At 64.5% G+C, this 26,232-nt stretch carries 27 protein-coding genes and 5 tRNA genes; 23 read left to right on the top strand and 9 right to left on the bottom strand.

The window, feature by feature from the left end; translation table 11 throughout:
- Positions 1-3 precede the first annotated feature (3 nt).
- The 20 genes from AC56LN_RS06595 to AC56LN_RS06690 all read left to right on the top strand — a co-directional run bounded on the left by AC56LN_RS06595 (position 4) and on the right by AC56LN_RS06690 (position 14,147).
- Positions 4-567 carry a protein YgfX gene (locus AC56LN_RS06595; protein WP_499570522.1) on the top strand — a complete coding sequence of 188 codons (564 nt, stop codon included), beginning with the start codon at positions 4-6 and terminating at the stop codon, positions 565-567.
- A gap of 53 nt (positions 568-620) precedes the next feature.
- Positions 621-1,223, top strand: a complete 603-nt coding sequence (rpoE, locus tag AC56LN_RS06600) for an RNA polymerase sigma factor RpoE (protein WP_499570524.1) — start codon at positions 621-623, stop codon at positions 1,221-1,223.
- A 72-nt stretch (positions 1,224-1,295) separates the two neighbouring features.
- Positions 1,296-1,640: a sigma-E factor negative regulatory protein gene (locus AC56LN_RS06605; RefSeq protein WP_499570526.1), complete on the top strand. Its 345-nt coding sequence runs from the start codon at positions 1,296-1,298 to the stop codon at positions 1,638-1,640.
- Between the two features lie 91 nt (positions 1,641-1,731).
- The gene (locus AC56LN_RS06610) at positions 1,732-3,195 is read left to right on the top strand and encodes a DegQ family serine endoprotease (RefSeq protein ID WP_499570528.1); all 1,464 of its coding nucleotides are present in this window, start codon (positions 1,732-1,734) and stop codon (positions 3,193-3,195) included.
- Positions 3,195-3,500, top strand: a complete 306-nt coding sequence (locus AC56LN_RS06615; RefSeq protein WP_499570530.1) for a glutaredoxin family protein — start codon at positions 3,195-3,197, stop codon at positions 3,498-3,500. Before AC56LN_RS06610 ends, AC56LN_RS06615 begins: the two co-directional genes overlap by 1 nt.
- A gap of 181 nt (positions 3,501-3,681) precedes the next feature.
- Positions 3,682-5,475: a translation elongation factor 4 gene (gene lepA, locus AC56LN_RS06620; protein WP_482899303.1), complete on the top strand. Its 1,794-nt coding sequence runs from the start codon at positions 3,682-3,684 to the stop codon at positions 5,473-5,475.
- On the top strand, positions 5,475-6,404 hold the full coding sequence (gene lepB / locus AC56LN_RS06625) for a signal peptidase I (protein ID WP_183558239.1): 930 nt from the start codon (positions 5,475-5,477) through the stop codon (positions 6,402-6,404). Before lepA ends, lepB begins: the two co-directional genes overlap by 1 nt.
- Before the next feature lie 10 nt (positions 6,405-6,414).
- The gene (locus AC56LN_RS06630; RefSeq protein WP_499570533.1) at positions 6,415-6,801 is read left to right on the top strand and encodes a DUF4845 domain-containing protein; all 387 of its coding nucleotides are present in this window, start codon (positions 6,415-6,417) and stop codon (positions 6,799-6,801) included.
- A 95-nt stretch (positions 6,802-6,896) separates the two neighbouring features.
- A complete protein-coding gene (rnc, locus tag AC56LN_RS06635) occupies positions 6,897-7,688 on the top strand; it encodes a ribonuclease III (protein WP_499570535.1) in 792 nt (263 codons plus the stop codon).
- Complete coding sequence (gene era / locus AC56LN_RS06640; protein WP_183558249.1) at positions 7,685-8,581, top strand: GTPase Era; 897 nt, start codon at positions 7,685-7,687, stop codon at positions 8,579-8,581. Before rnc ends, era begins: the two co-directional genes overlap by 4 nt.
- A 24-nt stretch (positions 8,582-8,605) precedes the next feature.
- Positions 8,606-9,424, top strand: a complete 819-nt coding sequence (recO, locus tag AC56LN_RS06645; protein ID WP_499570537.1) for a DNA repair protein RecO — start codon at positions 8,606-8,608, stop codon at positions 9,422-9,424.
- 15 nt (positions 9,425-9,439) lie between these two features.
- Positions 9,440-10,222, top strand: coding sequence for a pyridoxine 5'-phosphate synthase (gene pdxJ / locus AC56LN_RS06650; protein WP_499570539.1), 783 nt, complete (start codon positions 9,440-9,442; stop codon positions 10,220-10,222).
- Positions 10,219-10,626 carry a holo-ACP synthase gene (acpS, locus tag AC56LN_RS06655; protein WP_499570541.1) on the top strand — a complete coding sequence of 136 codons (408 nt, stop codon included), beginning with the start codon at positions 10,219-10,221 and terminating at the stop codon, positions 10,624-10,626. The genes pdxJ and acpS overlap by 4 nt, the downstream gene beginning before the upstream one ends.
- An 18-nt stretch (positions 10,627-10,644) precedes the next feature.
- Entirely contained in the window at positions 10,645-12,645 is a 2,001-nt protein-coding gene (gene uvrC / locus AC56LN_RS06660; protein WP_482899299.1) for an excinuclease ABC subunit UvrC, read from the top strand.
- A gap of 201 nt (positions 12,646-12,846) precedes the next feature.
- A complete protein-coding gene (gene pgsA, locus AC56LN_RS06665) occupies positions 12,847-13,425 on the top strand; it encodes a CDP-diacylglycerol--glycerol-3-phosphate 3-phosphatidyltransferase (protein ID WP_499570543.1) in 579 nt (192 codons plus the stop codon).
- 87 nt (positions 13,426-13,512) lie between these two features.
- A tRNA-Gly gene (locus AC56LN_RS06670) sits at positions 13,513-13,588 on the top strand.
- 67 nt (positions 13,589-13,655) lie between these two features.
- Positions 13,656-13,731 (top strand) — tRNA-Gly (locus tag AC56LN_RS06675).
- A 76-nt stretch (positions 13,732-13,807) separates the two neighbouring features.
- Positions 13,808-13,883: transfer RNA gene (locus AC56LN_RS06680), tRNA-Gly, on the top strand.
- A 38-nt stretch (positions 13,884-13,921) separates the two neighbouring features.
- Positions 13,922-13,997, top strand: a tRNA-Gly gene (locus AC56LN_RS06685).
- Positions 13,998-14,073: 76 nt separating this feature from the next.
- Positions 14,074-14,147: transfer RNA gene (locus AC56LN_RS06690), tRNA-Cys, on the top strand.
- Positions 14,148-14,739: 592 nt separating this feature from the next.
- Here AC56LN_RS06690 and AC56LN_RS06695 read toward each other — a convergent pair.
- The 9 genes from AC56LN_RS06695 to AC56LN_RS06735 all read right to left on the bottom strand — a co-directional run bounded on the left by AC56LN_RS06695 (position 14,740) and on the right by AC56LN_RS06735 (position 23,324).
- Positions 14,740-15,114: a helix-turn-helix domain-containing protein gene (locus AC56LN_RS06695; protein WP_499570545.1), complete on the bottom strand. Its 375-nt coding sequence runs from the start codon at positions 15,112-15,114 to the stop codon at positions 14,740-14,742.
- Positions 15,104-15,421: a type II toxin-antitoxin system HigB family toxin gene (locus AC56LN_RS06700; RefSeq protein ID WP_499570547.1), complete on the bottom strand. Its 318-nt coding sequence runs from the start codon at positions 15,419-15,421 to the stop codon at positions 15,104-15,106. Before AC56LN_RS06700 ends, AC56LN_RS06695 begins: the two co-directional genes overlap by 11 nt.
- A gap of 130 nt (positions 15,422-15,551) precedes the next feature.
- On the bottom strand, positions 15,552-15,959 hold the full coding sequence (locus tag AC56LN_RS06705; RefSeq protein WP_499570549.1) for a hypothetical protein: 408 nt from the start codon (positions 15,957-15,959) through the stop codon (positions 15,552-15,554).
- 102 nt (positions 15,960-16,061) lie between these two features.
- On the bottom strand, positions 16,062-16,904 hold the full coding sequence (locus AC56LN_RS06710) for a universal stress protein (RefSeq protein WP_499570551.1): 843 nt from the start codon (positions 16,902-16,904) through the stop codon (positions 16,062-16,064).
- A gap of 51 nt (positions 16,905-16,955) precedes the next feature.
- Complete coding sequence (locus AC56LN_RS06715) at positions 16,956-18,011, bottom strand: NAD(P)-dependent alcohol dehydrogenase (protein ID WP_499570553.1); 1,056 nt, start codon at positions 18,009-18,011, stop codon at positions 16,956-16,958.
- A gap of 124 nt (positions 18,012-18,135) precedes the next feature.
- Positions 18,136-18,906 (bottom strand): helix-turn-helix domain-containing protein, encoded by a 771-nt coding sequence (locus AC56LN_RS06720; protein ID WP_499570555.1) that lies wholly within the window; start codon positions 18,904-18,906, stop codon positions 18,136-18,138.
- Positions 18,903-19,874, bottom strand: coding sequence for a diguanylate cyclase domain-containing protein (locus tag AC56LN_RS06725; RefSeq protein ID WP_499570557.1), 972 nt, complete (start codon positions 19,872-19,874; stop codon positions 18,903-18,905). The genes AC56LN_RS06720 and AC56LN_RS06725 overlap by 4 nt, the downstream gene beginning before the upstream one ends.
- 127 nt (positions 19,875-20,001) lie before the next feature.
- Positions 20,002-22,509, bottom strand: coding sequence for a cation-translocating P-type ATPase (locus AC56LN_RS06730; protein WP_499570559.1), 2,508 nt, complete (start codon positions 22,507-22,509; stop codon positions 20,002-20,004).
- On the bottom strand, positions 22,509-23,324 hold the full coding sequence (locus tag AC56LN_RS06735; RefSeq protein WP_499570563.1) for a universal stress protein: 816 nt from the start codon (positions 23,322-23,324) through the stop codon (positions 22,509-22,511). The genes AC56LN_RS06730 and AC56LN_RS06735 overlap by 1 nt, the downstream gene beginning before the upstream one ends.
- 217 nt (positions 23,325-23,541) lie before the next feature.
- Between AC56LN_RS06735 and AC56LN_RS06740 the strand changes: the two genes are divergently transcribed.
- The 3 genes from AC56LN_RS06740 to AC56LN_RS06750 all read left to right on the top strand — a co-directional run bounded on the left by AC56LN_RS06740 (position 23,542) and on the right by AC56LN_RS06750 (position 26,217).
- Entirely contained in the window at positions 23,542-24,102 is a 561-nt protein-coding gene (locus tag AC56LN_RS06740; protein WP_499570565.1) for a universal stress protein, read from the top strand.
- 27 nt (positions 24,103-24,129) lie between these two features.
- A complete protein-coding gene (locus AC56LN_RS06745; protein ID WP_499570567.1) occupies positions 24,130-25,905 on the top strand; it encodes a PHA/PHB synthase family protein in 1,776 nt (591 codons plus the stop codon).
- 141 nt (positions 25,906-26,046) lie between these two features.
- Positions 26,047-26,217 (top strand): hypothetical protein, encoded by a 171-nt coding sequence (locus AC56LN_RS06750; RefSeq protein ID WP_499570569.1) that lies wholly within the window; start codon positions 26,047-26,049, stop codon positions 26,215-26,217.
- The last annotated feature ends 15 nt before the right edge of the window (positions 26,218-26,232 follow it).

Consider the following 26,232-nt stretch of genomic DNA (forward strand, 5'->3'; position numbering starts at 1 on the left):
GCGGTGTCTGTCATCGTCCGGCCGTCGCGTTGCCTGTTCTGGCTGTGCGCCGGGTTCGGCGGCGCCCTCGTTGCGACCGCCATGGTCGTCGGCTTCGGCACGCCTGAACGCTTCGCATTCGGCAGGCTGGGTGCTGTCGCGCCGCTGATCGGCGCGGTGGCACTCGCCCGGCCTTTTGCCCGTGTCCCCCATCTTTTCGGGGCTTTCCCACAGACCCATTCCAAGGCGCTTTTGCACGGATTTGGAACGGCGCACCGCCTTGATATTTCTGGACTTGGGCAGCTACGCCTGACGGTACAACAAGAGATGGGCGCCGTGGCTCCGGCTGGCGCAGCGCCACCAGCCGACCCATCCCGTCCCCTGGGCGAGGGGGTTGCGGTGACGCTGCTGCCTGGCGCCACGGTCTGGCCTGTCTGCATGCTGCTGCGTCTGCGCACGGCGGCCGGCAAGACCGTCGCGCTTGCCTTGTTGCCCGACAGCGTTTCGCCAGCAGACTTCCGCGCGCTGTCCGTGGCCGTGCGGTCATTGGCGCAGGGTACGCGCGACACAGCGACAAAAATACTTTGAACTTATTGCAGGGGATCAACTCTTAGGAGAGGGTCGCCAATGGGGCATGGTCCGTGACGACAGAACGCGAGAGTGATCAGCTGCTGGTGGAGCGCGTGCAGGCAGGGGACCAGAAGGCGTTCGACCTGCTCGTCTCCAAGTACCAGCGTCGCCTGATGCGCCTGGTGTCGCGTCTTGTTCACGATCCGGCCGAGGCCGAGGACGTGGTGCAGGAAACGTTCATCAAGGCGTACCGGGCGCTGCGCCACTTTCGCGGTGATTCCGCTTTTTATACATGGCTTTACCGGATAGGCATCAACACGGCCAAGAATTACCTGGTGACGCAAGGCCGGCGCGCGCCGACCTCGACCGAGACCGACGCCGAAGGCGCCGAAGGCTTCGACGACGCCGACAGCCTGCGTGACATCAATACACCGGAGTCGATGCTGGCCAGTAAGCAGATCGCGCACACGGTGAATGCGGCGATGGAAGCACTGCCCCTGGAACTACGCACGGCCATTGTCTTGCGTGAAATAGAAGGACTCAGCTACGAAGAAATATCCGAAGTCATGGCCTGTCCCATCGGTACGGTGCGCAGCCGTATTTTTCGGGCGCGCGAAGTCATCGCCGACAAATTGCGGCCCTTGCTTGAATTTCCGGTTGACAAACGACGGTAGGTAGCGGGATCGTACGAACACAGCATTAAGATTGAACATACCGTGAACACACCGACGTCGACGGACACTCCGATGGACACCAACGAAACACTGCGCGCGCATATCTCGGCGCTGGTCGACGGCGAATTGCCGCAGGCCGATGTAGAGCTGGCACTGGCCGCACTGCAAGAGAAGGATGGCAAGCAGGCGTGGGACCGGTATCACCTGATCCGGGATGCCTTGCGCGCCACGCCGGCGCCGGACCTGTCGCCGGGCTTTGCCGAACGGCTGGCCGCGCGTCTGGCGCAGTCGCAGTCACAGGTGCCGTCCGGCGGTGCGGGTACGGACGATGGCGGCACAGGCGACAGCGGCAGCGCCACTGGTGTCGCCGCGCCGGGCAGCCTGACGGCCAGTCTGGCCAACCCCGGCGCTGCATAACGGCGCGTGCTGCACGCGACGCGGGGTGACGCGACAAAGCGCCGTTTTTGGCTTACCATTTGGTCAATCTTAGCCATTCAACAGCGAATCCATGACCAGTAAAACTGCCAGTCTGCTTTTGTCGGCACTGCTCGTGTCCGGCACCTCCGTACTCACCCTGTCGCCGGCCCACGCCGCTGGCGCTGCCCCGGTGTCCGCACCCACCGTGACCGGCTTGCCCGACTTCACCGATGTGATCGACAAGGTCGGTCCGGCTGTCGTCAATATCCGCACCACCGAGCGCGTCAGCACGCGCGGCGGCGCGCCTGGTGAAGAAGAAATGCAGGAATTCCTGCGCCGCTTCTTCGGTGGCCAGATGCCGCCGCGTGGCGGCCGGCGCGGCGCGCCGCAAGCCGACGAAGAGCGTGAAGTCCAGCGCGGCGTCGGCTCCGGCTTCATCATTTCCGGCGATGGTTACGTGCTGACCAACGCGCACGTCGTCGAAGGCGCCGACGAAGTCACGGTCACGCTGACCGACCGGCGCGAATTCAAGGCCAAGGTGCTGGGCGCCGACCGCCGCTCCGATGTGGCGCTGCTCAAGCTGACTGCAACGAACCTGCCTTACCTGCGTACTGGCGACTCGAGCAAGATCCGCGTCGGCGAATGGGTGCTGGCGATCGGCTCGCCGTTCGGCCTCGAAAACACCGTGACGGCCGGCATCATTTCGGCCAAGTCGCGCGACACGGGCGAATACCTGCCGCTGATCCAGAGCGACGTGGCCGTCAATCCCGGCAACTCGGGTGGCCCGTTGATCAATATGCGCGGCGAAGTCATCGGCATCAATTCTCAGATCGCCACCTTGTCCGGCGCCTACAACGGCATCTCGTTTGCGGTGCCGATCGATGAAGTCACGCGCGTGTCCGAGCAGCTCAAGGCCAGCGGCAAGGTGACGCGGGGCCGCATCGGCGTGCAGATCAGCGAAGTCACGCGCGACGTGGCCGAATCGCTGGGCCTGGGCAAGGCGCGCGGCGCCGAAGTCTCGATGGTCGAGGCGGGCGGGCCGGCCGAGAAGGGCGGCATCAAGGTTGGCGACATCATTCTGGCGTTCAACAAGCAGCCGGTCGAGACGACGCGCGACCTGCCACGCCTGGTGGGCGCTGCCAAGGTCGGCAGCCGTGCCAGCGTCACGGTCTGGCGCCGCGGTGCGCAGGTCGAGGTGCCGGTCACGATCGTCGAGCTGCAGGACGACAAATCCACGCCCGGCAAACCGGCAGCGAAGAAGCCGGCACAGGGTGCGACGGCCAATGCGCTGGGCTTGACCTTGTCGGCCATCCCGCAGGCTGACCGCCGCCAGCTGGGCGTGGACGGTGGCGTGCTGGTCGAGAATGCGACGGGCGCTGCGGCCAGCGCCGGTATCCAGCCAGGCGACGTGCTGCTGCAGTGGAACAACACGCTGCTGACGAGTGTCGAACAGTTCGCCGGTTTGCTGGCCAGGCACGACAAGGCAAAGCCGGTGGCGCTGCTGGTGCAGCGCGACGGCGCCACGCAATACCTGACCGTCAAGCCGCGTCCCTGATGCGCGCAGTGCCTGCTGCGCCGCCGGTGCCGTTCACGCTGTACGCGCGCGGGTATTGCCACCTGTGCGACGACATGCTGGCAGCGCTGCGGGCCCTGGAAACCCCGGCGCTGCCGTTCGCGATCAGCGTAATCGACGTCGACGCCGATCCCGCGCTGGTGGCACGCTTCGACGAACTGGTGCCGGTGCTGTATGGCGCCTTCGACCAGCCCGAGCTGTGCCATTACTTCCTCGACCGCGCCGCCGTGCTGGCCTACCTCGAGGGGCAGGCCGGAAATCCCGTTGGGCGTCCCGAAATCCGGTAAAATGCCGGGTTGGCGTGTTTCAAGACGGCCCTCCCCAGAATTGTTTGCTTTGCCATGGCGCTCGCCTGGGGACCGGCACGGCCCCGGCGCGGCGCTTTTTCTGTTTGCCGCGCGCGGCACGTGCACCCTGATTCAGTCGTATCCGCCGCATTCGCGGTCTATTTGGTTTTGAGCTCTGTTAATGAACAACATACGTAACTTCTCCATCATCGCCCACATCGACCACGGTAAATCGACCCTGGCTGACCGCATCATTCAGCTGTGCGGCGGCTTGTCGGACCGTGAAATGGATGCCCAGGTGCTCGATTCGATGGACCTGGAACGCGAGCGCGGCATCACCATCAAGGCCCAGACCGCGGCCCTGCATTACAAGGCGCGCGATGGCCAGGTCTATAACCTGAACCTGATCGACACCCCGGGCCACGTCGACTTCTCGTACGAAGTGAGCCGCTCGCTGTCCGCCTGCGAAGGCGCGCTGCTGGTGGTCGACGCGTCGCAGGGAGTGGAAGCCCAGACGGTCGCCAACTGCTATACCGCGCTCGACCTGGGCGTCGAAGTGGTGCCGATCCTGAACAAGATCGACTTGCCGCACGCCGATCCGGACAACGCGCGCAAGGAAATCGAAGACGTCATCGGCATCGACGCCAGCGACGCGACCATGTGCTCGGCCAAGACGGGCCTGGGCATCGAAGACGTGCTGGAAACGCTGATTGCCCGCGTGCCGCCACCGAAGGGCGACGCCGATGCGCCGCTGCAGGCGCTGATCGTCGACTCGTGGTACGACCCGTACGTCGGTGTCGTCATGCTGGTGCGCGTGATCAACGGCACGCTGCGCCCGAAAGACAAGATTCTCCTGATGGCGACCGGTTCGGTGAACCTGGTCGAGAGCATCGGCGTGTTCACGCCGCGCTCGGTCTCGCTGCCGACGCTGTCGGCCGGCCAGGTGGGCTTCATCATCGCCGGCATCAAGGAACTGACCGCAGCGAAGGTCGGTGATACGGTAACCCTGGCCAGCAAGCCGGCTGCCGAACCGCTGCCCGGCTTCAAGGAAGTCCAGCCGCAGGTGTTTGCCGGCCTGTTCCCGGTCGAAGCCAACCAGTACGACGCGCTGCGCGATTCGCTGGAAAAGCTCAAGCTGAACGATGCCGCACTGATGTACGAGCCGGAAGTCTCGCAGGCGCTGGGCTTCGGCTTCCGCTGCGGCTTCCTGGGCCTCCTGCACATGGAAATCGTGCAGGAGCGCCTGGAGCGCGAATTCGACATGGACCTGATCACGACGGCGCCGACTGTCGTGTACGAAGTCGAAATGCGCGACGGCACCATGATCCGCGTCGACAACCCGTCGAAGATGCCGGAACCATCAAAAATCAACGAAGTGCGCGAGCCGATCGTCGACGTCAATCTGTACATGCCGCAAGAGTACGTGGGCGCCGTGATGACGCTGTGCAACGGCAAGCGCGGCATCCAGATGGACATGGCGTATCACGGTCGCCAGGTGAAACTGCACTACGAAATCCCGATGGCCGAGATCGTGCTGGACTTCTTCGATCGGCTGAAGTCGACCTCGCGCGGTTACGCGTCGATGGATTACGAGTTCAAGGAAAACCGCGCCGCTGACGTCGTCAAGGTCGATATGCTGATCAACAGCGAGAAGGTCGACGCGCTGGCGATCATCGTGCACCGCGCCAATGCACCGTACCGTGGCCGCCAGGTCGCTGCGAAGATGCGCGAACTGATCCCGCGCCAGATGTTCGACGTGGCGATCCAGGCAGCCATTGGCGCGACGATCATTTCGCGTGAAAACGTGAAGGCGCTGCGCAAGAACGTGCTGGCCAAGTGCTACGGCGGCGACATTTCCCGTAAAAAGAAACTGCTCGAGAAACAGAAGGCAGGCAAGAAACGCATGAAGCAGGTCGGTTCGGTGGAGATTCCACAAGAGGCGTTCCTGGCGATCCTCCAGGTGGAAGACAAATAATGAACCTGCAACCCGTGTTGAGCAATTTCGCCCTGATCCTGTTCGTGCTGATGGTCATCACGGGCATCATCTGGTGCCTGGACCGGTTTGTGTTGGCGAAGCAACGCCGGCGTGCCGCCGATGCCGCATTGCGCGAGTACGATGCGCGCAATGCCAAGCTGGTGGCCGAGGGCATCAAGGTCGACCACAACGGCAACCGCGCCGCGATCGAAGCGGCGCACGTGCGCCAGCCGACCTGGGTCGAGTATTCGGGCAGCTTCTTCCCGGTGATTGCGATGGTGTTCATCCTGCGTTCGTTCCTGTGGGAGCCGTTCAAGATTCCGTCGTCGTCGATGGTGCCAACGCTGCTGGTGGGCGACTTCATCCTGGTGAACAAGTACACCTACGGTATCCGCCTGCCGATCATCAACAAGAAAATTATCCAGATCAATGACCCGCAGCGGGGCGACGTGATGGTGTTCAAGTATCCGAAGGACATGAGCCAGGATTACATCAAGCGCGTCGTCGGCGTGCCTGGTGATACCATCACTTACGAAGACAAGCGCCTGACCGTCAATGGCAAGGCCGTCGAGTACACGCCGCTGGACGATTACCTGGACGACCAGCATCCGGTCTACCACAAGCAGCTCGAAGAAAAACTGCCGAGCCCGGGCGGCTTCACGCAGCACCGCATTCTGAACACGGCCGATCGCCGCAACTTTGACTTCCCGAGCGTCGAGCAGTTCCCGCTGCGCGAAGCCTGCGACTATACGGAAGACAAATTCACCTGCGTCGTGCCGGCTGGCCAGTATTTCATGATGGGCGATAACCGCGACAACAGCGCCGACAGCCGCTATTGGGGTTTTGTTCCAGACCGTAATATCGTGGGCAAGGCATTCGTCGTCTGGATGAACTTTGGCAACTTCAAGCGCGTTGGCGGCATTCATTAAAGAGGTGCATATGGTCCGGAGCAAACAGCAGGGCGTCACCTTGACCGGCCTGATCGTGGCCCTCGCCGTGATCGGCCTCGTGCTGGTCTTTGCGATGCGCATGATCCCGGCCTATATCGAGTACAACGCGATCAAGACCGCCATCGTCAAGACCAAGGCCGAAGGCGGCACCGTGCGGGCGATGCAGGCCGCATTCGACCGCAATACCAGCATCAATGACGTCGAGGCCATCCGCGGCGCCGACCTGGTCTTCACGCGCGACAATGGCGACCTCGAGATCAGTTTCGCCTACGAAAAACGCCTGCCGCTGGCCGGCAACGTCAGCATCCTGATCGACTTTTCCGGTACCACGGACCCGAGCGGCATCGTCGCCGAGGCCAGCACCGCCGCACCGTAACCGTACTTTCACGCCATATGGACTTCGTGGCAGGGCGCCTGGCGCCGGCCACGCACACGACACCGACAATGAATCATCAGTTATTGCAGACGCGCTTGGGCTATACATTCCGGGATCCCGGGCTGCTTCAGCAAGCCCTGACCCACCGTAGCCATAGCGCGCTGCATAACGAGCGCCTCGAATTTCTGGGCGACTCGATCCTGAACTGCGTCGTCGCCTCGATCCTGTACGAACGCTATCGTGGCCTGGACGAGGGTGACCTGTCGCGCCTGCGCGCCAATCTCGTCAAGCAGCAGGCGCTGTTCGAGATCGCCCAGAAGCTCGACCTGTCGCAGTTCCTGCGCCTGGGCGAGGGCGAACTGAAATCGGGAGGCTTCCGCCGTCCGTCGATCCTGGCCGATACGCTCGAAGCCCTGCTGGGCGCGATCTTCCTCGATGCCGGGTTCGACAGCGCGCGCGATGTGATCCGCGCCTTCTATATCCCGCTGCTCGACACGGTCGACCCGGGTACGCTGGGCAAGGACGCCAAGACGCTGCTGCAGGAATTCCTGCAAGCGAAGCGGATTGCGCTGCCGACGTATAATGTGGTGGCCACGCATGGCGCCGCGCACAGCCAGGAATTCGAAGTCGAATGCCTGGTGCCCAAATTGAGTGTGCAAGTGTTCGGGCGCGGTGGCAGCCGCCGCGCCGCCGAGCAGGCTGCGGCCAGCCTGGCTCTGGGCGCCGCCCAGAAGGCGCTGGCCAGGTCGCCCGTGAGCCGCAAGGCCAAGCCGCGCACGGCCCAGCTCAAGCTGGCCGGCATCGCCACCAATCAGGGCGGCGCCCCAGACCCATCCTTGGCGCCGGCTGCGGCAAAGCCAGAACAACCAGGAAGTAAAAAAGCATGAACGCCATTCCCGACAATTTCCGTTGCGGTTACATCGCCATCGTTGGCCGTCCGAACGTCGGCAAGTCGACGCTGATGAACGTCCTGATCGGCGCCAAGGTGTCGATCACGTCGCGTAAGGCGCAGACCACCCGCCACCGCATCACCGGCATCCAGACCCGCGACGACGCCCAGTTCATCTACGTCGACACGCCGGGCTTCCAGACCCGGCACGCCAATGCGCTGAACAAGACGCTCAACAAGACCGTCTCGAACACGCTGATCTCGGCCGACGTCGTCCTGTACCTGCTCGAAGCGGGCACCTTCGGCCCGGCCGACCAGCAAGTGCTGGAGCTGTTGCCGAAGAACGTGCCGGTGATCCTGGTGCTGAACAAGTCCGACCACGTCAAGGACAAGGCTGTCCTGATGCCGTTCGCGCAAAAGATCGCCGCGATGCGCGAATTCGCTGCCGTCGTGCCGGTCTCGGCCAAGCTGCGTTTCCAGACCGATGCGCTGGAAAACGAGATCAAGAACCACCTGCCGCAGAATGCGCCCGTGTTTGGCCCGGACGACATCACCGACCGCAGCGAAAAGTTCCTCGCGGCCGAGATCGTCCGTGAAAAAGTCTTCCGCCTGTCGGGCGACGAATTGCCGTACACCAGCACCGTACTGATCGAGCAGTTCCTGCAAGAGGGCAATCTGCGCCGTGTGTTCGCCGCCATCCTGGTGGAGCGCGATACCCATAAATCGATGATCATCGGTAACAAGGGTGCACGCCTGAAAGAAATTTCCACGCAGTCGCGCCTCGACATGGAAAAGCTGTTCGGCGGCCCCGTGTACCTGGAAATCTGGGTCAAGGTCAAATCGGGCTGGGCCGACAATGAAATGGGCCTGCGCGCCTACGGTTACGAGTAAGTTCCCGGAGCGCGCCCACACAGCATGCCGAGCCACGATGACCTGATCGACGACGCGCCCGAGCAGGCGGCGCCACCGGCCGCCAAGCGGACCCGCGCGTCGGCCAGCGCACCGGCCAGGACCTCTTCGCGTGACGGCCGTGTGCTCGGCCAGCCCGGCTTCGTGCTGCACAGCTATCCCTACAAAGAAACCAGCCTGATCATCGACATGTTCACGCGCGACCACGGTCGCGTTGGACTCGTGGCCAAGGGCGCCAAGCGCCCGTTCTCGAAACTGCGCGGTGTGCTGCAAACCTTCCAGCCGCTGTCCGTGTCGTGGAGCGGCAAGTCCGAGCTGCGCACGTTGATCGACGCCGAGTGGGTCGGCGGCATGCTCCCGCTGGAGCGCACGGCGCTGCTGTGCGGCTTCTACCTCAACGAACTCCTGGTCAAACTGCTGGCGCGCGACGACCGCCATCCGGCCCTGTTCGACCACTATGTCTCGACCTTGAACCAGTTAGCGCACGGCGAACCTGCGCAAATTGTCTTGCGAAAATTCGAACGGGCCTTACTTAAGGAGACAGGGGTTGCTGCCGACCTGAGTCGCTGCACGACGACGCGCAGCCGGGTGGAGGCGGGTGGTGACTATGTAGTGGACCCCGAACGCGGCGCCCGTGAAGCCGGTGCAGGCGAAGTCTGGCCGGTGGTGCTGGGCAAGACGCTGCTGGACATGGAGCGCGAAGACTATACTGACCCGGCCACGCAGGCGCAGAGCAAGCAATTGATGCGCTTCCTGCTGGCGCACCACCTGGGCGGCCATCCGCTCAACACGCGCCAGATCCTGATCGACTTGATGCAACTGTAAAACAGACCAAACACCATGAGCTTCCTGCAACCCGTTGGCCAGGTGATCGACCTGGGCGTGAACATCGACCACATCGCCACCGTGCGCAATGCGCGCGGCACGACTTATCCCGACCCGCTGCGCGGCGCGCTGCTGGCCGAGCAGGCCGGCGCCGACCTGATCACGTTGCACCTGCGTGAAGACCGCCGCCATATCCGCGACGCCGACGTGATCGCGCTGCGCCCGCTGCTGGCCACCCGCATGAACCTGGAAGCAGCCGTCACGCGCGAGATGATCGATTTCGCCTGCCGCGTCAAGCCGCAGGACGTGTGCCTGGTGCCCGAGCGACGCGAAGAAGTCACGACCGAAGGCGGTCTCGATGTCGTGCGCTACTACAACGAGGTCGAGGCGGCCGTGAAGCAGCTGAAGGACGAGGGCATCCGCGTCTCGCTGTTCATCGATGCCGACGCGCGCCAGATCGAGGCGGCGGCCGCCGTCGGCGCGACCGTGATCGAGCTGCACACGGGGCGCTACGCCGAGGCCACGCCGGACGAAGTCGCGCATGAGCTCGAACGCATCCGTGTTGGTGCGCGCGAAGGCGTCCAGCGCGGCCTGCGCGTGAATGCGGGCCATGGCCTGCACTACACCAACGTCCAGCCGATCGCGGCCATCAAGGACCTGCACGAGCTGAACATCGGCCACGCGATCGTCGGCCACGCCTTGTTTGTCGGCTTTGAAAACGCCGTGCGCGAGATGAAGGCGATCATGGTCGCGGCGCGCCTGGGCACGGCCTATACCGGCGGGACCGGACCGGCATGATCTACGGCATCGGCACCGACATCGTCCAGATTTCGCGCGTGGAAGCGGCGCTCGCGCGCAGCGGCCCGCGCTTTGCCGAAAAAGTCCTTGGCCCGCAGGAGCTGGCCAAGTACCACGCCCGCAGCGCCAAGAACGCGGTGCGCGGGCTGCGTTTCCTGGCCACCCGTTTTTCGGCCAAGGAAGCGTTCTCGAAAGCCATCGGCACCGGGATCCGCATGCCGATGACCTGGCGCTCGATGCAGATGCTCAATGCGCCGAGCGGCAAACCGATGATTGTCTGCAGTGGCGCGCTCGAAGAATTCATGCAGCAGAACCGGCTCAGCGCCCAGGTGTCGATCAGCGACGAGGCCGATTACGGCGTCGCATTCGTCATCGTCACCCAGGCCCCCGCGCCAGCAGCCTGACCCCTTTTCAAGAGATTCATGTCCGAAGCAAAGCCCGTCGTACCCACCACGTCCACCGACAGCGGTGTCGAACTCACGCCCGAACTGACGGCGCGCCTGGGGCGTGAACGCCTGGCCGAGGCGCGTGAGCAGTCGCGCGCCGAGGCTGGCAAGAATCTGAGCCCGAAGGTCGAGCCGGACGTGCGCGCGCAGGTGCTCGCGACCGTCAATCGCCTGCCGGGCCTGCCTGGCGTCTACCGCTACTTTGATGCGGCCGAGAACGTGCTGTATGTCGGCAAGGCGCGCAACCTGAAGAACCGCGTCTCAAGCTATTTCCAGAAGAACCTGTCGAGCCCCCGCATCGCGATGATGGTGTCGCAGATCGCGCGCCTGGAAACGACGATCGTGAGCAGCGAAGCGGAAGCGCTGATCCTTGAAAACAACCTGATCAAGTCGCTCAAGCCGCGCTACAACATCCTGTTTCGCGACGATAAATCGTACCCGTACATCAAGATCACGGGCGGCGAAGCGCCGCGCATGGCGTATTACCGCGGCGCGCTCGACAAGCGCAACCAGTACTTCGGCCCGTTCCCGAGCGCCTGGGCGGCCAAGGAATCGATCCAGCTGCTGCAGCGCGTGTTCATGCTGCGCACCTGTGAAGACAGCGTGTACGCCAACCGCACGCGGCCGTGCCTGCTGCACCAGATCGGTCGCTGCAGCGCGCCGTGCGTCAAGCTGATCGAGCCGGAGCAGTACAAGCTCGACGTCGAGAACGCTGCGCGCTTCCTGCGCGGGCGCCAGAGCGAAGTCATGGCCGACCTGCAGAACAAGATGCAGACCTATGCGATGGACCTGAAGTTCGAGCAGGCCGCCGGCGTGCGCAACCAGATCCAGGCGCTGTCAAAAGTGCTGCACGCGCAAAGCATGGAAACCGTGGGCGACGCCGACGTCGACGTCATCGCCGTCGTGCTGCAGGGCGGACGCGCCTGCGTCAACCTGGCGATGGTGCGCGGCGGACGGCACCTGGGCGACCGCGCCTACTTCCCGAGCCATGTCGGCGAGTCGCTGGGCGAATGTCCGCTCGACGTCGAGGTGCTGTGCGCGTTCCTGGCGCAGCACTACGCGGGGCAGTTCATTCCGGGCACGCTGATCCTGAACGTGGAATTCGACCAGCCCGAGCTGATCCTGGCGCTCAGCGAGCAATGCGGCCACCGCATCAACCTCGTGCTGCAGCCAGGCGGGCAGCGCCGCCAGTGGCTCGAGATGGCGCAGAAGGGCGGCGAGATCGCGCTGGCGCGCCTGCTGTCCGAACAGGGCTCGCAGCAATTGCGCACGCGCGCGCTGGCCGACACGCTGGGGCTGGAACACGACGATCTTGACGCACTGCGGATCGAGTGCTTCGACATCAGCCATACGGCGGGGGAGGCGACGCAGGCGTCGTGTGTCGTGTTCCACCACCACGCCATGCAGAACGGCGAATACCGCCGCTTCAACATCAACGGCATTACGCCGGGCGACGATTACGCCGCCATGCGGCAAGTGCTGATGCGCCGCTACGAGAAAGTGGCGGCCGACGTGCTGGCCGGCGCCGGCGTGATGCCCGACATCGTGCTGGTCGACGGTGGCAAGGGCCAGGTCGAGATGGCGCGCCAGGTATTCACCGAGCTGGGGCTGGACCTGTCGATGATCGTCGGCGTGGCCAAGGGGGAAGGGCGCCGCGTCGGCCTGGAAACCCTGATCTTCGCCGATGGGCGTCCGGCGCAGGAACTGGGCAAGGAATCGGCGGCGCTGATGCTGGTCGCCCTGATCCGCGACGAGGCGCACCGCTTCGCCATCACCGGCATGCGTGCCAAGCGCGCCAAGACGCGCCAGGCGTCGCGCCTGGAAGAGATCGAGGGCATCGGCGCCAAACGCCGCCAGCGCCTTCTGGCGCGCTTTGGCGGGCTGCGCGGGGTCATCGACGCCAGTGTCGAAGACCTGATGACGGTCGAGGGTATTTCGAGCGCGCTGGCTGAAGAGATCTACCGGCAATTGCACTGAAGACTGGCGCCGCGCCCACAGCATCCTGCGGCGCCGCCAATCTCTCTACCCGGTGTCAACCGGCACCGTGCCCAAGCCGTTGAGCTTGCACGCACTGCAGCGTCCGCTGTTCGTCGACATTACCGACGAGTCAACTGGCCCAAACCCCCTTAGCCATGTAGACTTACGGCCAAGCATTTTCCACGGTAATCAGCTCTCCCCATGCCTTTAAATATCCCGATTCTCCTGACCTGGTTACGTGTCGCCCTGATTCCGCTGGTGGTCGGACTGTTCTATCTTCCCTCCGACTGGATGAGCCTGCAGGACCGCAACCTGGCTGCCACGTCCGTCTTCATCGTCGCTGCGATCACCGACTGGTTCGACGGTTTCCTGGCCCGCCGCTGGAATGAGACGTCAGCTTTTGGCGCCTTCCTCGATCCGGTGGCCGACAAGCTGATGGTGGCCGTTGCGCTGCTGGTGCTGGTCCAGCTCGACCGCGTCGACGCGATCATTGCCGGCATCATCATCGGGCGCGAAATTACCATCTCGGCGCTGCGTGAATGGATGGCCCAGATCGGGGCCACGCGCTCGGTCGCGGTCAGCTCGATCGGCAAGATCAAGACGGCTGCCCAGATGACGGCGATCCCGATGCTGCTGTTCCATGACAGCCTGTTTGGCATCGACATCCACTTCTGGGGCGAGTACCTGCTGTGGATCGCGGGCGTGCTGACCGTGTGGTCGATGTTCTACTACCTGCGCCGCGCCTGGCCCCTGATTAAGGAAAAAGCGGGCCCGATTTAATTAGTTTTCGGGCATCCTTGACGTACGGAATAGAATCTCTATAATGCCTGCCTGTTGCGACAACAACGCGACAGATTGAAAGACGAAGCGGGAGTAGCTCAGTTGGTAGAGCGCAACCTTGCCAAGGTTGAGGTCGAGAGTTCGAGCCTCTTCTCCCGCTCCAAAGATTGCAAAGTCGGCACGCGATCTTGGAAAAACGTCTGAAACCTGTCATAATCGTTGTTCTGTACGCGGGAGTAGCTCAGTTGGTAGAGCGCAACCTTGCCAAGGTTGAGGTCGAGAGTTCGAGCCTCTTCTCCCGCTCCAGTTTCGGCTGGTTGTTGCAGAACGTAGCATTGGCGTAGTAAAGCAGTAGATGTGATCAGTAATTGCATGGCTCTAAGCGGGAGTAGCTCAGTTGGTAGAGCGCAACCTTGCCAAGGTTGAGGTCGAGAGTTCGAGCCTCTTCTCCCGCTCCAGTGTCTTGCAAATGGCGTCGTAAAATCAGTACTCCTCAGCGGGAGTAGCTCAGTTGGTAGAGCGCAACCTTGCCAAGGTTGAGGTCGAGAGTTCGAGCCTCTTCTCCCGCTCCAGAATTCCAGGAAGATCCATTCTTCCCTTGTTGATGCGGCGCATAACCGCCCGCATCACGAGCGCATCAAATCCTCTGGCGAGGTAGCAAAGCGGTTATGCAGCGGCCTGCAAAGCCGTCTAGGTCGGTTCGACTCCGATCCTCGCCTCCAGCATTTCTCATGTCCGGAATCGGACACTGATCCAGATTCAATCTGAACATCGCCGGCGCTTGCCGGCGATGTTCGTTTGGCATCCCCAATAGAGCCAGAATTCTAAGGCTCGCAATGCTCTACTAAACTTTTGGCAATTCAAACGTCCGCTTCGGGGCGAGTCTGGTCCTTCGTGAGAAGTGACAAGTTTTCCAGCTGGTCAACATGTTACGTTTGACCTAACGGCCGGGGCTCGGTCGCGGTTTCACCAGAAAACCCGGCGTTCAGTGCGAGCCCATTTCGCCGAATCTAAGGAGATTCGGAAATGGAAGTACAGTACTTGCCACCGGAAGCGAAGTGACACACTGATCCTTGATCATGGATCGCGCATGTAGTCGCGGATCTGGCGAGATTTGTGCGCTTCTGAATCGCCCCGGCTTTTTGTAGAGGCCAGTTTGTGTGAGTCGGGCCGGGATAGCCTGACTGCTCAACTAAATCGTTCCGGCTTTCGTCGAGGTCAGCTAGTGCAAATCAGATCCAGTCAGCGAAACGGGACCCGGCGAAGGCTGACAACGTACTTTAGAAATTGACCGCTCGCGTCCGTATACAGCGATTAAACAGCAGCTGTTCGCTTGGGCGGCTGAATCAGGGCCTCTGCGGGAATGCCAAGCCCTTTATGCAGCCTCCAGATCATCGGAAGGGTCAAAGGACGAATCCGATTGAGCACTTCGTACACCCGATTAGAGCGGCCTATCATCGGCTCGAGATCTTTGACAGTGAGGCCCTTCTGGTCCATCTGGAATTTGATGGCTTCAACCGGGTCTGCGACTTCCATGGGGAAGTGCTTTGCCTCGTAGGCTTCAACCAGAGTCGCAAGCACGTCCAGCCGGTCACCCTCCGGCGTGCCGAACTCGGCAATCATGAGTGACTCGACTTCACTGAGCGCTGCCTGGTAGTCAGCTTCGGTACGGATGGGCTTAATGTCCATAATGTCCCTCAATAGTTTGTGCATCGATGGCGTCGTATTGCCTATGCGTGCCGACGAACTTCACGAAAACGATCCCGTACGGGTAGTTGATGGATGCGACCAGCCGGTATTTGTTGCCAGCGATATTAAAGACAACGCGTCCATCCTTCAGAATGCTCGCCGTCCCGAAGTCGGCCTTGACGTCAGCCGGCGTTTGCCAGTTGGCCTTCAGCGCGTGGCCATGCCAAGTGAGGAGCGGCTCTTTGGCGTCGGCATATTCAGCGTGTTCGTAGAAAGCCCGAAGGGTGGGGAGGAACAGGACTCGCATGTATCAAGTCTAGTCCCAAATTGGGACTACGGCAAGAACAGTCCGCAATGCTGGTATCGGAACACGAGGTTTGACAGCAGTTGCCGAGATGGCTCTCACAGAATGGGAAACCCGAGGTAAACTCAGCACTTCAGCCATAGAGCGGCGGCTGATACCCACGCAATTGTACAGCGGCCAGCGGCCGGATCCTGACGCCGCACCGGTGCGACGAGATGATGGCCCCCAGTGCCGACAAGACCTCGCGCCCAATCCCGTGGTCACCGTCATCGACGCGCGGCGATACGTGATGCAGTGCGCTGAGGATGCAGGCATTCTCGGCCCGGTGCTCCGCCAGTCCGGCATACCGGACCTCCTCCATCACGCGCTCTTCATCCCGGAAGGCCGTTTCGGTCCCTGCCACCAGATCGGTCCAGCCGGCGGCGAAGGAGGCTTCGGGTTGTGCTGCCAGCGCATTGATCTGGCGGCACAATTGCGTGTGCGTGTGCCGAAGGACAGTATCGAGAGCGTGCGCTGCTTGGTCGGCAGTGAGGCTGTGCATGATGGCTCCTTGGCCGGGTGGAAGCACAATGAATGTCTATGGGTGCGAACAGTCGCCCGCAACCGGCGCGGCGCCACCGCTGCCGCCAGATCCCCCGTGCGCCTAGTGGCTTGTCAGCACCGGCACAACCGTACCTGCCAGCACCGTTTCGGTCACGCCGCCCAACACCAGCTCGCGGAAGCGCGAATGCCCGAAGTTGCCCATGACGATCAGGTCGTGCGCCCCCGTGGCTGCCAGCGCGAGCAGTGCATCGCCGATGCTGCCGGTCAGCGCCGGTGCCGGTGTCAGCACCTCGGCTTCGATGCCGTGACAAGCCAGGTAGCTTGCGAGCTGCGTGCCTGCCAGACCTTGATCGCCACCAAATTTCTGAGGATGAAAGCACACCGCCGTCACGCTGGCCGCGCGGCGCAGCAGGGGCAGGGCGGCGCGTACGGCCCGGCTTGCTTCCATGCTGCCATCCCAGGCGATCAGGGGCCGGGCGGGCATGCTGGTGACAGTGGTCGCAGACGGCACTACCATCACGGGACAGGGCGCGTGGATCAGGATATTGCGCGCCAGCGAATAGTCGTCGGCCAGGATCGCATCGGGATGCGTGACCTGGCCGATCAGCAGCAGATCACAAAAGCGCGCTTCCAGTGGCAAGGCACGGATCGCCGATTCATCGCTGAGCTTGCTTTTCAACGGCACGACGCCAGCGGCGCGCACGGCGTGTTCGAAGTCCGTCAGGTTGCGCTGCGCATTGTCGGTCAGGAAGTTGTAGTCGTCCGGCCCGATCGGCGCCACAGCGGCGGCAGCGCTGCAACGCACGATGAATTCGATCGCACCCGAGAGGGCGATGCCGGTCAGGCGCGCGTTCTCGGCCAGCGCGATGGCTGCTGCCAGCCGGTAGCGTGCCTGCGCCAGTTCCGGCTGGCAGGCGTGGACGAGAATCGATTGGTAGGACATGGATTTCCCCTCGGTTGCTTACGTGGCGAACATGGTCGGGCGGGCGAGCCGTCAGGGCGTGATCGCCACCTTCAGCACGCCGTCGCGCTGATTGGCAAACAGGTCGTACGCTTCTTCGATCTGCTCGAGCCGGAAGCGGTGGGTGATCAGCGGTTGCAGGTCGAGGCGGCCGGACGCGACGATGGCCATCAGGCGGCGCATGCGCTCCTTGCCGCCGGGGCACAGCGTGGTGACCAGCGACTGGTCGCCCAGTCCGGCCGCGAAGGCATCGACCGGCAGCGACAGCTTGCCGGAGTACACGCCCAGGCTCGACAGGGTGCCGCCCGGCTTGAGGGCGCGCAGGCAGTGTTCGAACGTCTGCTGGGTGCCGAGCGCCTCGATGGCAACGTCGACGCCCTGGCCGCCTGTCAACCGCATGATTTCCCCGACCGGCTCGGTGTCACGGTAATCGATGGCGTGATCGGCCCCCAGTTGCCGGGCCATCTTCAGGCGTTCCGGGACAGCGTCGACGACGATGATGCAACTGGCGCCGCGCAGGCGCGCGCCGGCGGTGGCGCACAGGCCGATGGGGCCCTGGGCGAAAATGGCGACCGTGTCGCCCAGGCGGATGCCGCCGTGTTCGGCGCCGCCGAAGCCGGTACTCATGATGTCAGGGCACATCAGTACCTGCTCATCGGTCAGGCCGTCGGGAATCGGCGCCAGGTTGGCCATCGCGAACGGCACCTTCAGGTACTCGGCCTGACAACCGTCGATCGTATTGCCGAAGCGCCAGCCGCCGATGGCGCGGCCACCGCACTGCGACTGGTGGCCGTCCAGGCAGGTATGGCACTGGCCGCAGGGCGTGATGGCGCCCACGATCACGCGCTGGCCGATGTGGTAGCCCGTCACGCCCGGGCCCAGTTCATAGATCGTGCCCACCGGCTCGTGCCCGATCGTCAGCCCGGCCTTGACGGGGTATTCGCCTTTCAGGATGTGCACGTCGGTGCCGCAGATCGTCGTCAGCGTGATCCTGATGACGGCCTCGCCGGGACCGGCGACCGGGACGGGTTTGCGGTCCAGGATGATGCGGCCGGGACCGGTGAAGACTGCTGCGTTCATCATGTTCATGAAAACCTCCGGTGTCGTCGTGCTTGCTGTCGCGATGGCGTGACTTTCACGAGGATGACTGGGAGGGACCACAACTTCCATGACGTGCATCAAAACCGCCAGCGTGCCCTGGCGGCATGGCCGGTCAGACCATCGGACTGCAGGGCGAGAAGCCGCTTGCCATCTCGGCAATCCGCGCCGGATCGTTCAGCACGATGGCGCGCTTGTCGACCGTGATCAGTCCCAGCTTGGTGAAGCGGGCCAGCAGGCGGCTGATGCTTTCGATGGTCAGGCCGAGATAGCTGCCGATGTCTTCACGCGACATGCGCAGCTGGAATTGCGCGGGAGAATAGCCGCGCATGGCGTACGCCGCCCCGATGTCGACCAGGAACGTGGCCATCCGCTGCTCGGCGCGCATATGACCAAGCAACTGCATCAGGTGCTGCTGCCGGTTGATTTCGCAGCTCATCAGCCGGTAGAAGCGGCGATGCAGACCGGGAATGTCTTCGAACAGGCGTTCGAGCGCCGCAAACGGCAGTTCACACACAATGCTGTCCTCGAGCGCGATCGCGTCGGACTGGTGGATGCCCGTGCCCACCGCTTCCAGCCCCATCAGTTCGCCGGCCATCGGGAAGCCGGTGATCTGGTCGCCTGCAGGCCCCCGCCGGCGGGTCTTGAAGAAGCCGCAGCGCAGCGCGTACAGGCTGCGCAGCGGCTGGCCGGTGCGATACAGCGTGTCGCCGCCCGCGATGCGGCGATGCTGGCCAACCAGCCGGTCGAAACGCATCTTGCTGCCCGCGTCGAGGCCCGTGGACAGGCACAGGCCACTCGTGTTGCAGTCGCCGCACCGGCCTTTCATGACCGACAGCAAGTCGGGCGGGGCCGGAACGGGGGGCACGCGTAACGGAGCATTCATGGTGGTAATACCTCATGGTGGTGACGCTTTCCGCCTGCCATGCCGGAAGCAGAAACATGGATGGTGCGCGCGCCGCCGCGCGCCGCGCGTTTGGCCGCGTACATCGCGGCGTCCGCATGGGCAATCAGTTGCGCTGGCGTGGTGCCATCCCTTGGATACAGGGCAACACCGATGCTGGCTGACAGGCAGATCGCCTTGCCATCGATAACGATTGGCGCACGGGCGGCAACGGCCACGCGGGCGAGCAATGCGGCCAGCAGCGCGTCGTCGTGCATGCCGGGCAGGGCGGCGACGAATTCGTCGCCGCCAAAGCGTGCCAGCGTGTCCGACCCGCGCAGGGCAGCGCGCAGGTTCTGGGCGATGCTGGCCAGCAGACGGTCGCCGGCCGGATGGCCCATGCTGTCATTGACCTGTTTGAAACCATCGAGATCGATAAACGCGAGCGCCACGCTGGACGCGGCGTCACGCGCACAGGCCAGCAGCTGTTCGAGCCGCTCGCTGAGCAGGACGCGGTTGGGCAGGCCGGTCAGTACATCGTAGTTGGCACGCTCTTCGAGGCGGCGGCGCTGCATGCTGGCGCTGGTCACATCGGCGAACATGGCAAGGTAATGGTGCGGCTTGCCATCGGCGTCCGGGACTGCAACGATCGTCAGGCGCTCGGCGAACAGGGTGCCATCCTTGCGCCGGTTCCAGGCTTCGCCCTGCCAGTAGCCCTGGCTGGTGATCGCTTGCCACATGCGCGCGTAGAATGCGTGGTCTTGCACTCCCGACTTGAGAATGCGCGGATTCTTGCCGCGGACTTCGTCTTCGGTGTACCCGGTGATGGCGCAGAATGCGCGGTTGACTGCCAGGATTTCACCATCCAGGGCCGTGATCATGATGGCATCGCGGCTGTGATGAAACACGGATGCCGCCAGCTCCCCTGCAGTACTGGCGCAGGCTGCTTGCGTGGGGGGCGTGGGCATCATCGCGTTCTGACGTGAGGGAGTAGATGTATTTACAATAACGCCGCTGGCGTGCGGCGTCGAGGTCAAGCTGCCGGCCAGGTCATACCTTTTCTCGATTCTTGATTTGCATCAAAAAGATACTGACTAGCTATTGACGCAGATCCTTACGCGTAGCGAGCTGGTCAGTGTCCATGCCGCGTAACAGCAGCGCCGGCAGCAGCGCGCCAGCCAGGCCGATAATGCCCGCGCCAGCGACCAGCACTGGCGCCAGCACCGCAAACTGGAACACGGCCGCCAGCCACGGCACGTACAGCGCCAGGGCCAGCAAGCCCAGGGCCGCGGCCACGACCAGCCAGAGAATCCGGTTGGGCTGGCGCAGCGAACCGAACAGGCTGGCGCCGGCTGCGCGGTTCACCAAAATCAGCGACAGGTTGGCAAACACCAGCGTGGTGAAGCCGAAGGCGCGCGCCTGCGCCGGCGCCAGTGCGCCCAGCGCCCAGCCATACGCCAGGGCCACGGCCAGCAGCGGGCCGAGGCCCATCGCCAGCGTGCGGACGAGGGCGCCGGGCGAAAACAGCGGCGCCTGCGCAGCGCGCGGCGGGCGCTGCATCGCACCGGGCGCCGCCGGCTCGTTCTCGAACACCAGCGTGCAGGCAGGATCGATGATCAGCTCCATGAACACGATGTGCATCGGATACAGCAGCGGTGGCCAGCCGGCGAGGATCGGCAGGATGGCCATGCCGGCGATCGGCGCATGCATCGAAATGACGTAGCGGATCGACTTGCGCAGGTTGTCGTGGATCCGGCGGCCGGCGCCGATGGCGTCGACGATCGACGCGAAGCGGTCGTCCAGCAGCACCAGCGCCGCCGCCTCGCGCGCCACGTCGGTGCCGCGCCCGCCCATCGCGATCCCCACGTGGGCGGCCTTGAGCGCCGGTGCATCGTTGACGCCATCACCCGTCATGGCGACCGTGGCGCCGCTGCGTGCGAACGCCTGGACCAGGCGCAGTTTCTGGGTCGGGGCGATGCGGGCGCAGATGGTGAGCGCAGCGATGCGCGCGTCCAGCGCCGCGTCGTCGAGCGCATCGAGCGCGGCGCCGGTGAGCACCGGCGTGTCGGCCAGCCCCGCCTGTCGTGCGATGGCGCGCGCCGTGTCCGGATGGTCCCCCGTGATCATCACCACCCGGATGCCGGCCGCGGCGCAGCGGGCGACGCAAGCGGGAATCTCGGGCCGGAGCGGGTCGGCCAGGGCCAGCAGGCCCGCCGGCGTGAACGCGATGGCGGCAGGCGTGGCCGGCCAGCGGGTGCCGGGCAGGGTGGCGTGCGCCACAGCCAGCATGCGCAGGCTGTCCTGCGCCATGGCCGATGCTGCAGCCAGCAGCCCGGCGCTGGCTCCGGCTTCGGCAGCAACGTTGCACCATCCCAGCACGGTTTCCGGCGCGCCCTTGGCGGCAGCGATCAGGACGCCGTCGGGCCGCCGCCACACCTGCACCAGTGCCCGCTGCTGCGCGCTCACGCCGTATTCGTGCACCAGCGCCCAGTCCGGATGGTGCTGCGCCGGCGCCAGGTGCGCCGCGCCAAGCCGCTGCACGGCCCGGTCGATCGGGTCCGGTCCCGTCGCGGTGCTGGCCAGCACCGCGGTTTCAATCAGCGGCGCCAGCGCGGCCGGCACGGGTTGCGTCGTCACCGGATGGCGCGCGCCGTGCGTGTACAGCGCCACGACGTCCATCCGATTGGCCGTCAGCGTGCCGGTCTTGTCGACGCACAGGACCGAAATTGCGCCCAGCGTTTCGATCGCCGGCAGCCGCCGCACCAGAACCTGCTGTCGTGACAGGCGCCAGGCGCCGATCGCGGGAAACACGGTCATCACGATCGCGAGTTCCTCCGGCAGCATCGACATGGCCAATGCGATGCCGGCCAGGACGGCTTGCAGCCAGTCGCCGCGGATCAGACCGTACGCCAGCACCAGGGCGACGCTGAAGGCCATGCCCAGCACGGCAAACGCGCGCGCCAGCGCGGCGCTCTGGCGCTGCAGCGGAGACGGCGCGGGGCGCAGCGACTGCAGGGACGCGGCAATCCGGCCCAGTTCGCTGCGCGCGCCGGTGGCCGTTACGCGGGCGATCGCGTGACCCTGCAGCACCAGGGAACCGGCAAACAGCATCGCCGTCGCGGCTTTGTCGACCGGCATCGATTCGCCCGTCAGCAGCGACTCGTCGGCCTGCAGTCCGGCACTGCTGAGTAAGTGTGCATCGGCCGGCACGCGGTCGCCTTCGTGGACGGCGACGACATCACCGGCCACGATGCCGGCGCTGTCGATGACGTGCCAGCAGCCGTCGCGCAGGACGTGCGCACGCGGACTGGCCAGGTCGCGCAACGCGGCCAGGGCACGCTCGGTCTTGCCTTCCTGATACAGGGCCAGGCCGAGGCTGACGGCGACCATCAGGCACAGCAGCAGGCCCTCATCGAGCTGCCCCAGCGCCAGGTACAGCAGGGCTGCGCCTACCAGCAGCAGGAACATCGGCTCGCGGGCGCTGTCGCCAAGGATGCGGCGCCAGGTGCGGCGTTCGGTTTCGGCCAGCGTGTTCGGCCCGTCCATGGTGATACGGTGCGTGACCTCGGCTGCGCTCAAGCCATCGGCGATCGGGTCAGTGGCCATCAGTGCGCCATCAGCACTGGCACGGTCATCCGGTCGAGGAGGGTTTCCGTGACGCCACCCAACACCATTTCACGCAGGCGCGTGTGCCCGTAGGCTCCCATCACGATCAGGTCGGCGTCCAGGCAATCCGCGCAGGCCAGCAAGGCGGCGCCGTCATCGATCGCCGACGGCTCGACGTGCACCTCGCAACGCACGCCCTGGCGTGCCAGATACAGCGCGAGATCGGCGCCCGGTTCGCGCCCGTCCGGATCAGGCGGCTGGAACAGGACGATTGCCACCAGGCCGGCGTCGCGCAGCAGGGGCAGGGCGCCGGCGACAGCGCGCGTGGCCTGCACGCTGCCGTCCCAAGCCAGCATGATGCGTCCGCCGATCGTCTCGTGCCGGCGTGCATGAGGCAGCACCAGCACCGGCCGCGCGCTGCCCTGGATCACCTGTGCCGGCACTGGGCCGGCCAGGTGCGCCGCCGCCGGATCGTCGAGGTCGGTCTGGCTGACGATGACCAGGTCGGCATAGCGGCCTTGCAGCGCCAGTCCGCCGGCAGGTTCGTCGTCGGCATAGCGCCGCTCGTGACTGGCCACGCCCGCAGCAGCGGCGATGGCGTCGAAGCGCGCCAGTGCGCTGTCGTGATCACCCCGGCGTGCATGCTGCTGCGTCAGGATCATGGTCATGCCGGCCTCGGCATAGCGCGAAATGCCGGAGAAGGCACTGCCGATGAGGTGCGCGCCGCAGCGCGCGGCCAGTTGCGCCGCGTACCGCATGCGCCCCTCGGCATGCAGCGAATGGTCGACGTGGACGACGATGGTCTTGTAGCACATGCTGTACCTCCGGATGGCCATGACTGGCCAGCGTACGGCGCGGCGCTATGGTGCGTCCAGCGCTACTTTTGCGCCTGGCCCGACCCGTTTGAAAGAATTTGACTTGCATCAAACTTGCCGGGCGTGCCAGGGCGGCATGCGTGCCACGCTTCGCGTTCCCGCGATTTTTGATGCATGTCATATCGGTGATTGCGCCGGTCCGCATACGATCAACCCGATGCCCGACGATCGGTCGACGGCAGGCGCCGATACCCTCTTTCCGGAGAATGACCATGGCCCGTTCCATGACCCGTTTCGACCCCGTCGCCCGACCCCGGATCCCGTGCTCATGACGACGTTGCCGGCCCGTGAAGCGCCCGGGCACAAGCCGATGTTCCGGCGCATCCTGTTGCCGGTCGACGGTTCGCTGTCGATGACGCCGCTGGTGGCCACTTGCCTGGCATTTGCCGCCGGCATTGACGCGGCTGTGGTGGCCGTGCACGTCATTTCGCTCCCCGACAGCGCTGATACCGTGTCCGCGCTGGCCACGCAGGCGCACGCAGAACGCATCCTGCAGCAGGTGGCGGACACGGCGCGCACGCTGGGCGTGCCGTGCGAATGCAAGGTCCTGAGCGGCGCCGAACCTTGGCAGGCAATCGTGCGCGCTGCGCTCGATTATCACGCCGACCTTATCTGCATGAGCTCGCACGGCCGGCACGGCGCCAGCGAGCATATCCTTGCAAGCCAGACGGCGCGGGTGACCGAGCACGCGCCTCTGCCGGTCCTGCTGTTTCGCTGAGAGGGTGTCGTGCATCCGGACACTGCAATGCCTCGCATCCCCGCAACACCTGCCTGCGCCGTCGCCGCTGGCGCTGAACCGCGTGACCTTGTCGCCGGCATCCCCGACCTGGCCCCGGTGCGCGATCTCGACCGTGCATTGCACGCCCAGATCGCCTGGTGGACGCAGGGCCTGTCCCCGGCCTCGCTGACTGCGGCCGCCACGGACTGGCTGGTGCACCTGGCCGGCTCTCCCGACAAGCAGCGCGAACTGGTCAGCAAGGCGCAGCGCAAGATGCTGCGCCTGGCCGTGAGCGCTGCGACCCATGCCGGTCAGGCAGGTGATCCCTGCATCGTTCCCTTGCCGCAAGACCGCCGCTTCGCTGCGCCCGAGTGGCAGACATGGCCGTTCAACCTGATCTACCAGGCTTTTTTGCTCGAGCAACAGTGGTGGTACAACGCCACGACCGGCGTGCCCGGGGTCACGCGGCATCATGAGCAAGTGTGGACCTTTGCCGTGCGCCAGGTGCTGGACATGTTTTCGCCATCCAATTTCCTGATGACGAATCCGGCCGTGCTCAGGGAGACCTGGCGCTCTGGCGGCATGAATCTGGTCAAGGGTCTGCACAATGCCATCGAGGACGCCAGCGGCGCTGCCGCCACGGCGCCATCGGGGTACGAACCTGGCCGGGGCGTGGCCGTGACACCGGGCAAGGTGGTGTACCGCAACCGCCTCATCGAGCTGCTGCAATACCAGCCGACCACCACGACCGTTTGCGCCGAGCCGGTCCTGATGGTGCCGCCATGGATCATGAAGTACTACATTCTCGACCTGTCGCCGGCCAATTCCCTGGTGCGCTACCTGGTCGACCGGGGCCACACCGTCTTCATGATTTCATGGAAAAATCCGGACGCGGCCGATCGCGATCTCGGGATGGACGATTACCTGGCGCTGGGCGTGATGGCGGCCATCGACCAGGTCACCGCGCAGCGCCCCGGGTACGCGATCCAGGCGCTCGGCTACTGTCTGGGCGGCACGCTGCTGGCCATTGCCGCAGCCGCCATGGCGCGCGACGGCGACCAGCGCCTGGCCAGCCTGACGCTGCTGGCCGCGCAGGTCGACTTCAGCGAGCCAGGCGAACTGGGCCTGTTCATCGACGAGAGCCAGCTGAACTTTCTCGACAACGTCATGGCCGGCAAGGGCTATCTCGACGGCACGCAGATGGAAGGCGCCTTCGCGCTGCTCAATTCGAAGGACATGGTCTGGTCGCGCATGGTGCAGAACTACCTGATGGGAAAGGGCCGGCGCGTCACCAGCGACCTGGCGGCCTGGAACGCAGATGCCACCCGGATGCCGTACCGCCAGCAAAGCGAATACCTGCGCAGCCTGTATCTCGACAACGATCTGGCGCAGGGCCGCTACCGTGTGGGCGGCAGCCCCGTGGCGCTCTCTGACCTGCACTTGCCCATGTTCGTGCTGGGCACGCAGCGCGACACCGTCGCGCCCTGGCTGTCCGTGTACAAGCTGCACCTGCTGGCCGACGCCGAGCTGACGTTCTGCCTGACCAGCGGCGGGCACAACGCCGGTGTCGTCAATCCACCGCTGACGAACGGTGCGCACAGCTACCAGATCGCCACACGCGTCCACGACGGCCGTTATCTGGATCCGGAGACCTGGTGCGCCGTCACGCGGTCGCAACCGGGGTCGTGGTGGCCGGCCTGGGAACACTGGCTGCGCCGTCATGCAAGCGCGCAGATTGCCGCCAAGGCGGTTGCTGCGCCCGACGCAGACGATGCGCCGGGCCGGTACGTGCTGGTGCGGTAGGGCGCAGCAGGTTTATTTCACTGAGGGCCACGGTGACGGCAATGTTTGACGTGCATCATTGAAATTGCGTCCCCATCTCTGCACACTGCATCCCGTGACTGCCATACGACATGGCGCTCATCCATCAACCAGGGAGCCCCCATGAATACCAAGCAAATGCGCCGCATGAACACGATCTTCTATGCGTTGCTGGCGCAGGCCGCCGCCGTCCACGGTGCTGCAGTGAAGACGCCGGTGGCCACTACCTCGTCATCCGGCAAGCAGGAAACCGACGCTGGAAAACAAGTAAAGAACACAGTCGCCGTGGTGTAACGGTGGTCAGGTGGA

The organism is Telluria sp. ZT3P26, assembly GCF_059686035.1.